Source organism: Maritalea sp. YIW29 (assembly GCF_057219265.1).
Genome location: NZ_JBXVVF010000001.1, coordinates 1,074,863 through 1,086,834, shown reverse-complemented (window position 1 = coordinate 1,086,834; position 11,972 = coordinate 1,074,863). Strand labels below are relative to the sequence as shown.

Here is an 11,972-nt window from a genome sequence, read left to right as displayed (position 1 = left end):
TTGGTGGACGACAGCTCGATCGACATGCAAACAGATGATGCTGAAGACGGTGAAACTGTTGCGCGCAATCTACGTGTGCTCGAAGCTTTGTTGTTCGCCGCCAAAGAACCCCTAGTTTTAGACGAAGCGAAACCGTTTTTGTCTGACGGGGCTGATGTTGAGCAGTTGGCGGAACAACTTCAGCAAAAATATCAGCATGCAGGGGTCAATCTAGTTCGTCGCGGAAACGCTTTTGCCTTTCGCACGGCAGAGGATTTGGGTTTTTTGCTTCGGCGCGAAGAAACCGAACGAAAACCGCTTTCGCGTGCGGCGCTCGAAATCATGGCAATCATTGCCTATCATCAACCTGTAACGCGGTCTGAAATTGAAGAAGTACGCGGCGTCGCAACTTCAAAAGGTACATTGGATGTTTTGATGGAAGCAGGGTGGGTGCGCATGCGTGGCAGAAGGCGAACGCCTGGTCGGCCCGTGACATATGGCACGACACCTGAGTTTTTGGACCAATTTGGTCTTGAGGCCATTACTGATTTGCCAGGGATCAATGAATTGAAGGGCACGGGCCTACTTTCTACCAACTTACCACCAAATTTCAGCATTCCTTCGCCTAATGACGGAGATTTGTTTGACAATGAAGACCCGCTTGATGCAGATGACGATGGCGATGATCTGCTGACTGAATTGAGCGACGATGACCTTGGATAACAATACTGGTGCGAGAAACGCGCCGGTTGATCAAGATTGGGGACCGCGGGGTACCGCTGGGATCAGCTTTGCGGCTGGGCTGGAATTCAATCAGGTCCATTGTGAAATGGGTGGCCGAGAGGTGCTGAAAGGCACCGATTTTTCCACTGCACCCGGTGAAATTCTATGCCTGCTTGGTGCATCTGGCTCCGGCAAATCGACAATATTGCGGGCAACTGCTGGATTGCAGGATATCTCTGCCGGCACCATCAAAATCAACAAGACCGTAGTCGCGTCATCTACCATTTCTGTTCGGCCTGAAAAACGCGGCATTGGCTTGATGTTTCAGGACTTTGCGCTGTTCCCCCATATGTCAGTTTCTCAAAATGTCGAATATGGCTTGAAATCTTTAGGCAAAAGCGAAGCGCGTATTCAAGCATTGCATGCACTTCGCCGTGTTGGCCTCGCGGACCGAGCAGATGATTACCCGTCGCAGCTCTCCGGTGGGCAGCAGCAGCGGTTGGCGTTAGCACGCTCCATTGCGCCTAAGCCGGGGTTGCTCTTATTGGATGAACCATTCTCGTCGCTGGACGCACGATTGCGTGAAAGCGTGCGGGCTGAAACCTTGGCAGTGCTGCGTGAAACCCGCGCCACTTGTGTGATTGTGACCCATGACCCCGAAGAAGCGATGTTGTTTGGCGATAAGATTGCGCTTTTGCGTGATGGCGAAATTGCCCAGATTGGAACATCGGATCAAATTTACAATGAACCAATGGATCTAAGTGTAGCACGTTTCTTTTCGCCCATTTCTGAAATGCACGCCACCGTATCAAATGGCCGCGCTTCAACACCATTGGGCGATTTAGCCGTGGAAGGGCGTGCAGACGGCACGAAAATCATCGTTGCCATGCGGCCGGTTGCTTCGGCAAACCTTGTCGACAAGGGCGAGGGCGCCATGGGCCGTGTGGTAAATAAGCACACGGCTATCGGAATTGACACGGTTGAGGTTGCGGTCGCTGGAATTGACCAGCCAGTGCGGGTGAGGCGTCCAGCAAGTGATGATGTACGTCAAGGACAAGACGTAAATATCGCAATAAACCCTGATCGTGTCCTTGTGTTTGATGCAAATTGACCATATTTGAATAGTTAGAAGTTTTTCGCGCACAAAATGCGCGAACGAGAGGAGTAAAATCATGAATCCAGGTCCTTGGGGTATTTTGATCATCGCGGTGGCTGCATTGCTATTGTTTGGTCGTGGCAAAATCGCAGGCATGATGGGTGAAGTTGCATCTGGCATTAAAGCGTTCCGCAAAGGGATGTCGGACGACGAGAAGCAAGTCGCCGAAATTGATGTCAAAAAAGAAGAAGCTGAAAAAGACAAAAGCTAATCAGTTTTTGGTATTTTGCCCATCCGGCTTGGCTGGGCCTTCTTCAAGCTAAAGGTGTCCTATGCTGAATATCGGCTGGAGCGAAATGTTGATCGTCGCGGCGATCGCGCTGATCGTCGTTGGTCCAAAGGACCTGCCAGTAATGCTGCGCCAATTGGGACGCGTATTTGGCACTATTCGCAGAATGGGCAACGAGTTCAAATCCGAGATCAACAAAGTTGCCGCCCTTGATGAAGTCAAGGAAATGAAGAATTCGATCACGGCGCCGCTCAAAGAAACGCACGAAGAGCTGACCAGCCAGTTCAACGCAATCGGCAAAGATGGTGTGAAACCTAGCGGCGCTATTACGCCTAAAGTAGAGGGCCAAGAGAGCGTCGCAGACGAAATTCGCGAGGCAGCCGGTTTACCGCCCGTTGCTCCATCTGGAGGCAAAGCCGCCAGGGCTAAAAAGACAACAGCTAGAAAACCCGCAGCCAAGAAGGCTACGGCTCCGAAAAAGACTGCCGCAGCGAAGAAAACGACGGCTAAGACCACAGCTTCGAAGAAACCGGCGGCGAAGGCGACTGCTGCGAAAAAACCTGTAACCCGAAAACCAAAGGCCACGGCCAAAGCTGCCACGGCACCTAAGCCGAGAGCAGCGGCTGCAAAGGCAAAACCAGCATCTGCCAAGCCTGCATCTGCTAAGCCTGCCGCTTCAAAAACAACAACAAGAACCCGCCGCGCACCGGCCAAGAAACCCGTTGCGCCTAAAGGGAATGCGTAAATGAACGAAATGCTCGAAGGGCCAAAAGACGAAGTTAGCCAAAGCGAAGCGCCATTGCTCGAACATTTGATCGAGTTGCGCACGCGCTTAATCTATTCGTTCGTTGCAATTGCCGTGCTATTTGTCATTTGCTTTTTTCTCGCAGGCCAAATCTACAGCGTCTTGCTGGGCCCGTTCGTTCAGGCTGTCGGCGGTTCTGTTGAAGACGTCAGTTTGATTTACACAGCGCCCCAAGAAGCTTTCTTCACCGAACTCAAAGTTGCCTTGTTTGGCGCAGTTTTCCTCGCATTTCCAGTGCTTGCCAGCCAAATATACATGTTTGTGGCACCAGGTTTGTATAAACGTGAGCGCGCTGCATTCGTTCCATATCTGATCGCGACCCCGATATTGTTCATATTGGGTGCATCACTGGTTTATTTCGGCGTGATGCCACTTGCCATGCGCTTCTTCTTGTCATTTGAGCAGAGTGCGCCCGGCGAAGCTTCAATTCAAATGCTGACGCGGGTTTCTGAATATCTTTCTTTGACCATGACGTTGCTGCTGGCATTTGGTCTTTGCTTTCAACTGCCTGTGATTTTGACGTTGCTGGCGCGTGCTGAACTGATCACCGCAGAAAACCTACGCGCATGGCGCAAATATGCGATTGTGGCCATTCTAGCGGTGGCGGCATTCCTAACACCACCAGAACCGATGACCCAAATTGGACTGGCCGTACCTGTTTTCCTACTTTATGAGCTATCGATATTTGCTGTGCAACTTGTTGAGCGATCGCGGGCCAAGCGCCAGAAAGCGTCGGGAGAAGCGACGGAAGACGCATCCTCAGGCGAAGACGCCTCATAACAAACCAATTTCAGCAAATTCAAATTGAGATCTTTTAAGAGATCGGCAAAGCGCCGGAGCACCACATGTTTGACGTAAAATGGATAAGAGCCAACCCCGAAGCATTCGATAAGAGCATGCAACGACGCGGCGGCGAACCACAATCTGCAAACGTTATCGCCCTAGATGACGCCCGTAAGGCAACCGTTCAGCAACTGAATGAGTGGCAAGAGACACGTAATGCCTCGTCAAAACAGATCGGGCAGGCCAAGGCTCAAGGTGACGAAGAGAAGGCGCAAACCTTGCTCAAAGAAGTCGCTGATCTAAAAGGAAAAGTGCAAGCGGGTGAAGAAACTGAGCGACAACAGACCGCTGAGTTGAACGAACTGTTGGCCAGTTTGCCAAACGTTTTGCACGACGACGTACCCGACGGTGCTGATGAAAATGACAATGTTGAACTCAGCAAATTTTCGGAACCACGTCAGTTCAACTTCGAGGCCAAAGAACATTACGAGCTTGGCGAAGACCTTAATCAGATGGACTTTGAGGTTGCAGCGAAAATTGCTGGCTCACGCTTTGTGGTGCTTAAAAGCGATGTGGCGCGCCTTGAACGCGCGCTTGGCCAATATATGTTGGACCTGCACACCAACGAACATGGGTTCACAGAAGTTGTTGCACCTTTGCTTGTACGTTCAGAAGCCCTGTTCGGCACCGGGCAATTGCCAAAATTTGCTGAAGACGCGTTCCAAACAACCGATGATCGGTGGCTCATCCCAACATCTGAAGTGTCTTTGACAAATCTGGTCCGTGAAACGATGCTCAGCCAAGAAGAGCTACCATTGCGCTTTACGTCTTTGACGCCATGTTTCCGCTCCGAAGCAGGTTCTGCTGGGCGTGATACACGCGGCATGCTGCGCCAGCACCAATTCTACAAAGTTGAAATGGTTGCCGTAGCAACCCCTGACAAATCAACTGAGGAGCATGAGCGCATGCTGGGTTGTGCGGAAGCTGTGATGAAAGGCTTAGACATTCCATATCGTGTAATGCGGCTTTGCTCTGGCGATATGGGCGCGACGATGAAGCGTACATTTGATATTGAAGCATGGTTGCCCGGCCAGGATGCATACCGTGAGATTTCATCAGTTTCTGTAGCTGGCGACTATCAAGCACGACGCATGGAAGCACGTTACCGAGACGAAAATGGCAAACCGCAATATGTTCATACGCTGAACGGATCTGGTGTGGCCACCGGTCGTGCCTTGATTGCGGTCATGGAAAATTATCAACAAGAAGATGGATCGATCGCCATCCCCAAAGTTTTGCAACCCTATATGGGCGGCAAGACAGAAATAGCGTCGAGCAAATAATGTCTGATCAATTGCGTATCCTCGTTACCAATGATGATGGAGTGGATGCGCCGGGCATCAAATTGCTTGAAAAGATCGCGCGGAAGATCTCTGATGACGTCTGGGTTGTCGCACCTGCTGGCAACCAAAGCGGTGTAGGGCACAAATTTACGTTGGGTACAGAGCTTTCGCTCGACCAGCGTGACCGACAAGTTTTTGCCATAGAGGGAACGCCGGCCGACTGTGTCGTTATTGGTATGACGCATGTGCTGAAAGACAAACCGGCCGATATTGTATTGTCTGGAGTTAATCGCGGACAAAATATCGCCGATATTATTCACTGTTCCGGTACAGCTGCGGGTGCACGCGAAGGTGTGCTGCAGGGCGCTTTGGGCATTGCGTTGAGCCAAAGCATGGATTTCGCCAACGAGCAGGTGATCGATTGGGAATGCGCTGAACGTCACGGAGAGGCAGCGATTCGCTCGATAATCGAAAATGGAGCGGGCAAAGATGTTTATTACAATGTCAATTTCCCGCGTTGTGCGGCAGACGATGTTTCGGGCATAGAGCTCGTGCCGCACCAAAGGTTTTCTGAAGCAGCATTTGAACATTATCCAAGCGATAATGACGGCAAATTCTTTGTCACCATTCTAAAAACACCGACCCCGTTAGACGCAGAAGCAGACTGTGTGCGCCTTTTAGAGCATAATGCGATAACGGTAACGCCTGTGAAATTGCAGCAAACTGATTTCGACGTCATCAACGATCTACAAGGCAAATTGTCGCTCAATTGATTTAAGGGCACGCATATGGCTGATGAAGACCAGAACCTTGACTGGGCCCGCGCATCGCTGGTCCTGCAGGCGCGTCAATCAGGTATAATGAACACGCACATTCTCAAAGCGCTTGAAACTGTGCCCAGAGAAATGTTCGTGTCAGCTGACTATATCGAACATGCCTACCGCGATGTATCTTTGCCAATTGCTCAAAACCAATCCATGATTTCGCCCATCAAATTGGCAAAAATGTTTAATGCGCTCGAATTGGACGAGCGGCCCGTCAAAATCTTGGAAATTGGCACGGGCAGCGGTTATTCAGCCGCGTTGTTGGCGCAGATGTGCAAACGGGTTTTTACGGTTGAGCGACACCGCAACCTTTTGCGAACGGCTGCTCGATGTTGGCAAAAGTTGAAAATTTCAAATATTGTCGAACATCACGGCGACGGACTAGACGGGTGGGCGCATCAATCGCCGTTCCCAAGGATCATGCTAACCGGCTCTGTCATCTCCGTTCCAACGTCAATTGTCGATCAACTGGGCGAGGGGGGCGTACTTGTCGCTCCGATAGGTGAGCCAAAATCCATTCAACAATTAACCAAGTTTACCAAAGTCGACGGGCAACTTGATCCAATTGCACTAGGCGAAATGCGCGTTCAGCCGCTACTTTCTGGAAAAGTTTGAAAGCCTTAAACTCCCCTTTACCTTAACGCATCTATACTCAGATCCATTGAGTTGTATTGAGTATGAGTAGCTTCATGAGTATCCGCGAGAAGTCCAATATTGCAGTTCTAGGTGCACTTTCATGTGCAATCCTTGTAACTGGCTGCACGAGCGCCAGATTTGCTGGCCCCCCGCTGGTCACGAGCTCAGTAAATACCGCCAACAATGCAAACCTATCCCAGGAAATGCCAGACGCTGTGGCTGCAACGCAGTTGCCCGCATCGGGGCGCTATTTGAGCGCATCCAATTCAAGAGCGCCGTATATTCCTTCTGCATCCGTTGGACCAAACAACGTTTATTCACCAATTCAATCAAGAGACCCGAGAGTGCCAGGCGTAACACCGGTTCAGGCAGCCTCAAATATTGGGCAATCCGTTGCAGCGCAGCCAGTCATTATGCGTCAGCAACTGCCTACTTTGACACAGCAACCAGTAACGAGTACCCAGTCAATGTCTTCCATGCCATCTCTTGCTGAGGTTGACCTAACCAAAGCACCAAAAATCGATACTGCCACCACAACAGCCAGCGTCGCGACCTCACCTCGCGTCGTGCCGGACAATGCGTTCATGCACAAAATTCAGTCAGGCGAATCTCTGTATGCGATCGCGCGCCAATATGATGTGACAACAGATGCGATCGTTGCTGCGAATGGCCTTGCATCTCCTGACCGCATATTTGTTGGCCAAGATGTCATTATTCCAGGCCGTCCTGGTATGACCGCCCCAAAAACAGTCACACCGAGTCTCGCGACTGCGAAAATCGCAGCGCCTGTTGAGCCAGTGAAGGTCGCGGAAGCAAAATTGCCGCCAGCAAGTGTCGCATCGACTGTCGAGCCGGTTCAACTCGTTGATACGTCACCATCTTTGCGTGTTCCAACACGTAATGTTGCTTCTCGTGCTGTTGTCGAATCGCAAAAGGTTGCAAAAGCAGAGACACCGACGCAAACCGCTCCAAGGCCTATTGCGCGCCCTGCAAATCTACAGGTTGCGGCAAAGCCAAAAGCAGCAGTTACGCAGGTAAAGCCTAAAGCGGCTGAGCCAGAAAATGATGTTGCACCCAAAGCAGAGCCAACAACAACGGCATCTGTTGCAAAAACGCCAAAATCTGCAACAGGCTCTTTCCGTTGGCCTGTTAAGGGCAGGGTGATCACCGACTTCCGTGGCTCTAAGAACACTGGCGTGAACATTGAAGTACCGGAAGGTGCTGCAATTCGCGCAGCAGAGAATGGCCAAGTGATCTACGTTGGCAACGCGGTTGAAGGGTTCGGAAACCTGATTTTGATTAAGCACAGCAACGGCTATGTTTCAGCTTACGCGCACCTAAAAGACATCAATGTTGCAAAAGGCGCATATGTAGATCGTGGTGATTCTATCGGAACCGCTGGCATGACCGGTGCAGTTAGCCGTCCACAACTGCACTTTGAACTCCGCCAAGGCGCGACACCGGTCGATCCGATGCCGCTATTGGCAAGTTAAGCCAAACCGAGTTGATATGAATTCTGGGGTCAGCCGCTAAAAAAGCGACTGGCCCTTTTTTCCGGCCAATTGACGCACAAATTGAATAGCGACACGGCCTGAACGGGCGCCTCGCGTCGCAGCCCATTCAATGGCGCCGGCCCGTAATTCGTCGCTCTCCACCTCAATGCCATAATGCACGCAATAGTCTCTGATCATGGCCAAATATGTGTCCTGGTCGCAATTGTGGAACCCGAGCCAAAGACCGAATCTGTCGGAAAGCGAAACTTTCTCGTCGATTGCTTCGTTTGAGTGGATTGCCGCACGGGTTTCATTTTCCACCATATCGCGCGGCATGAGGTGCCTGCGGTTTGACGTTGCATAGAACAACACATTCGAGGGGCGCCCTTCTAGTCCGCCATCAAGCACCGATTTGAGTGCTTTATAGTCCATCTCGTCTTTGTCGAACGACAAATCATCGCAATAGACTAAGAATTTTGCCGGTAGATCGCTGAGCTTGCGCATGAGTGAAGGGAGCGTTTGGATGTCTTCGCGGTGGATTTCAACCAATACAAGTCGCGCAAAATTGTTTTCTGAATTGGCACGTGCGGTGATGTCGGCATGTATTGCCTTGACGATTGAGCTCTTGCCCATGCCCTTGGCGCCCCAGAGCAATGCATTGTTGGCACCAAATCCGCGCGCGAACTGTTCTGTGTTGGCCAGCAATGTTGCCTTTTGAGACTCAATGCCGAGCAAAAGCGATAGATCGACAAAATTGACTTTCTCCACGGCAAGCAAAACCTGGCTTTGCCCATCCCATTGGTAGGCGTTCGCTTCGGTTAATTCCGCTTTTTGGCCGAAATCTCGGCCTGCAAGAACCGCTAAGGACTGTGCAATATCTCTTAAGAGGTGTTTCTTCGTCATTTTATGTCCATTCTTTGGGCAATTTATCGCCTAAGGCTTTGCATTTGCGAAATAGCGCCTATATATTCCCGCACGATCTAAGACCAACAATGCGACGGTCCAGACTGTTCCATTTAAATGGAAATGGGAACGGTTTAAAAGTCGATCTAAGGAGTATCCGTATGTTTGTCACCCCAGCTTTTGCACAAGCTGCTGCACCAGGTGCCGCTGATTATCTAACAAGCTTGATGCCTATCTTGCTGATTATCCCGATTTTCTACTTCTTGATTATTCGGCCACAGCAAAAGCGCGTTAAAGAACAAAAGAATATGCTTGAGGCTATTCGTCGTGGCGACACAATTGTCACCAGTGGCGGTCTAGTCGGTAAAGTTGTTCGCGTCAAAGAAGATAGCGGCGAATTGGAAGTTGAACTGGGCGAAAATGTCCGGGTTAAAGTTGTCCGTTCTATGGTTGCTGATGTTCGCACGAAAGCGGAACCAGTGAACGACAATAAATCTGCCAAAAAATAACCGCTGTTAGCCCGAATAACAGCTAACAGACAAGAAGATCTGACCCGCTCATGTTGCAATTCTCTCCCGTTCGCACCGCATTGATCCTTTTGGTTTCGCTTGCGGGTATCTTGTTCACCCTACCGAACTTCGTGTCTCAACAGACAATCGAAGCGCTTCCAGATTGGATGCCGAAACAACAAATTGTTTTGGGACTTGATCTGCAGGGCGGTTCGCACTTGCTTTTGCAGGTAAATAAGGAAGAACTGGTAACAGAGCGGGTTAAAGAATTGCGCCGCGAAGCGCGTTCGCTTTTAGCCAATGACAATGCCATCGGTCACATCATCAAAACTGACGGCACAACACTAACGATTGAGTTGACGGACCAAAGCCAGTTCGAGGCGGCAAAAACGGCGCTTCAGGCCTTGGATATTCCGCTATCAACAGTGATTGGCGGTATTGGCGGCGTCAGCGAGATTTCTATCGGCGAAACCGCCGATGGCAAATTGACCATGCAATTGACGCCTGAGGGCATCGACGAACGTCTTTCATCAGTGGTTGCACAGTCAATCGAAGTTGTTCGCCGCCGGATTGATGAACTTGGCACAACAGAGCCGACAATTCAGCGACAAGGTACTGACCGAATTTTGGTTCAAGTGCCGGGATTTGATGATTCTCAACGCCTAAAAGAATTGATTTCACGAACCGCGCGTTTGACGTTCCACATGGTTCACCCAACCATTACCGCACCTCAGGCGCGGGTGCAGGGGCTACCTGCGGGCACAATGATCTTGCCAAGCCAAGATGGCGGCGACGAATTGCTGATGGAAGATGTGTCGATTGGTGGCGAATCTTTGGTTGATTCTCAACCCGGATTCGATCCTCAATCCAGCCTTCCTATTGTTACGTTCCGGTTTGATACACGCGGGGCAGTGGTCTTTGCTGAACTCACCGGAGCGAATATCGGCCAACGATTCGCTGTTGTACTCGACGATCAAGTCATTACAGCGCCAACAATTCAAACGGCAATCCCGGGTGGTTCTGGCCAAATTACCGGTAACTTTACCGCCGAGAGCGCCAATGATTTGGCCGTATTGCTAAGAGCTGGCGCATTGCCAGCAACTTTGGACATTATCGAAGAACGTTCAGTTGGCCCAAGTCTTGGTGCTGACAGTGTTCAAGCTGGACAAATTGCTGGGCTTGTCGGTGGCATCCTTGTGATCGCCTTTATGCTTGCTGCATATGGCGTGTTCGGCATTTTTGCCAACATCTCATTGATCATAAACATATTCCTCGTCATGGGCGTTCTCTCCATGCTTGGCGCGACGCTTACGTTGCCGGGCATTGCGGGTATCGTTTTGACCATTGGTATGGCGGTTGATGCTAACGTTCTGATTTTCGAGCGTATTCGCGAGGAAAAACGAGCAGGGCGCTCGGTTGTTCAAGCGATTGAAGCTGGCTTTAAACGGGCCTTTGCAACAATCGTGGATGCGAACGTAACCACATTTATTGCGGCGGCGATTCTGTTCTTCTTGGGTTCTGGCCCAATTCGCGGATTTGCTGTCACATTGGCCGTGGGTATTGTCACAACCATGTTCACCGCCTACTTGCTCTCACAGTTCATGATAGCGCGTTGGTTTGCGTGGAAGCGTCCAAAAGAACTCAAAATTCACCTGCTGCACTTGTTGCCAGATGGCACAAATTTCAAATTCCTAGATCGTAAGAAGATCGCGTTTGTCTTCTCCGGCGTTCTGTTGGCGGGCTCTATCGGCCTGTTCTTTACCCAAGGCCTAAATCTCGGGATTGATTTTAAGGGCGGGTCGTCAATTGAAGTGCAAGCCATTGAAGGCGAAGCCCAAATTGGCGACATTCGTGAGCGTGTTGGTGCGCTTGGACTTGGCGACGTCCAGGTTCAAGAATTTGGTAGCGTCAAAGACGTCTTGATCCGCATTGAAACACAAGATGGCGGTGACACTGCACAGCAAGAGGCTGTTGGCAAAGTCGTTGATGAAATTAAGTCTGACTACGAGGTACGTCGAACAGAAGTGGTGGGCCCAACTGTTTCAGGCGAGTTGGCACAAACCGGCACAATCGCGGTGATTGCCGCGATTATTGCCGTGTTGGGCTATATTTGGATACGATTCGAGTGGCAATTCGCCGTGGGTGCGGTAGCAGCGCTTGTGCATGATGTTATTCTGACAATCGGCATGTTCGCCATTACCGGTTTTGAATTCAACCTAGCGTCGATTGCTGCAATTCTGACAATTGTTGGGTACTCGCTCAACGATACTGTGGTGGTTTATGACCGCGTGCGCGAGAATTTGCGAAAATATCGCAAAATGCTGATTTCTGATCTGCTGAATATGTCAATCAACCACACATTATCCCGGACGATTTTGACATCGATCACAACCCTATTGGCACTTGCTGCACTCGTTATCTTTGGTGGCGAAGTCATCCGAAGCTTCACGTTTGCAATGGCTTGGGGCGTGTTGGTTGGTACGTACTCGTCAATATTTGTTGCAGCGCCGCTGTTGATCAACTTTAAGCTCACGTCGCGTGCGGTTGAAGAAAAGAAAGAGACGCGTGCCGACGGCGCATCCGTATAGA

At 50.5% G+C, this 11,972-nt stretch carries 12 protein-coding genes; 11 read left to right on the top strand and 1 reads right to left on the bottom strand.

All coding sequences use genetic code 11. From position 1 onward, the window contains the following. The first annotated feature begins 3 nt into the window (after positions 1-3). From scpB to AC2D8L_RS05225, 9 genes are all read left to right on the top strand, one after another. A complete protein-coding gene (scpB, locus tag AC2D8L_RS05265; RefSeq protein ID WP_484684389.1) occupies positions 4-702 on the top strand; it encodes an SMC-Scp complex subunit ScpB in 699 nt (232 codons plus the stop codon). After that, positions 689-1,813, top strand: a complete 1,125-nt coding sequence (locus AC2D8L_RS05260) for an ABC transporter ATP-binding protein (RefSeq protein ID WP_484684388.1) — start codon at positions 689-691, stop codon at positions 1,811-1,813. Before scpB ends, AC2D8L_RS05260 begins: the two co-directional genes overlap by 14 nt. A 61-nt stretch (positions 1,814-1,874) precedes the next feature. Next, positions 1,875-2,069: a twin-arginine translocase TatA/TatE family subunit gene (locus AC2D8L_RS05255; RefSeq protein ID WP_269394292.1), complete on the top strand. Its 195-nt coding sequence runs from the start codon at positions 1,875-1,877 to the stop codon at positions 2,067-2,069. Positions 2,070-2,130: 61 nt separating this feature from the next. After that, positions 2,131-2,832, top strand: coding sequence for a Sec-independent protein translocase protein TatB (gene tatB, locus AC2D8L_RS05250; protein WP_484684387.1), 702 nt, complete (start codon positions 2,131-2,133; stop codon positions 2,830-2,832). After that, the gene (gene tatC / locus AC2D8L_RS05245; RefSeq protein ID WP_484684386.1) at positions 2,833-3,672 is read left to right on the top strand and encodes a twin-arginine translocase subunit TatC; all 840 of its coding nucleotides are present in this window, start codon (positions 2,833-2,835) and stop codon (positions 3,670-3,672) included. Positions 3,673-3,737: 65 nt separating this feature from the next. Further along, positions 3,738-5,018, top strand: a complete 1,281-nt coding sequence (gene serS / locus AC2D8L_RS05240) for a serine--tRNA ligase (RefSeq protein ID WP_484684385.1) — start codon at positions 3,738-3,740, stop codon at positions 5,016-5,018. Then, positions 5,018-5,791 carry a 5'/3'-nucleotidase SurE gene (gene surE, locus AC2D8L_RS05235; protein ID WP_484684384.1) on the top strand — a complete coding sequence of 258 codons (774 nt, stop codon included), beginning with the start codon at positions 5,018-5,020 and terminating at the stop codon, positions 5,789-5,791. The genes serS and surE overlap by 1 nt, the downstream gene beginning before the upstream one ends. A 15-nt stretch (positions 5,792-5,806) precedes the next feature. Further along, a complete protein-coding gene (locus tag AC2D8L_RS05230; RefSeq protein WP_484684383.1) occupies positions 5,807-6,457 on the top strand; it encodes a protein-L-isoaspartate(D-aspartate) O-methyltransferase in 651 nt (216 codons plus the stop codon). A gap of 74 nt (positions 6,458-6,531) precedes the next feature. Beyond that, on the top strand, positions 6,532-7,971 hold the full coding sequence (locus AC2D8L_RS05225; protein WP_484684382.1) for a peptidoglycan DD-metalloendopeptidase family protein: 1,440 nt from the start codon (positions 6,532-6,534) through the stop codon (positions 7,969-7,971). Positions 7,972-8,007: 36 nt separating this feature from the next. Here the strand turns inward: AC2D8L_RS05225 and AC2D8L_RS05220 are convergent, their stop codons facing one another. Beyond that, positions 8,008-8,874: an ATP-binding protein gene (locus AC2D8L_RS05220; protein WP_484684381.1), complete on the bottom strand. Its 867-nt coding sequence runs from the start codon at positions 8,872-8,874 to the stop codon at positions 8,008-8,010. 161 nt (positions 8,875-9,035) lie between these two features. Here AC2D8L_RS05220 and yajC point away from each other — a divergent pair, with 161 nt between their 5' ends. Next, positions 9,036-9,383 carry a preprotein translocase subunit YajC gene (yajC, locus tag AC2D8L_RS05215; RefSeq protein WP_484684380.1) on the top strand — a complete coding sequence of 116 codons (348 nt, stop codon included), beginning with the start codon at positions 9,036-9,038 and terminating at the stop codon, positions 9,381-9,383. Between the two features lie 50 nt (positions 9,384-9,433). Continuing rightward, positions 9,434-11,971, top strand: coding sequence for a protein translocase subunit SecD (gene secD / locus AC2D8L_RS05210; RefSeq protein WP_484684379.1), 2,538 nt, complete (start codon positions 9,434-9,436; stop codon positions 11,969-11,971). Position 11,972 lies beyond the last annotated feature (1 nt).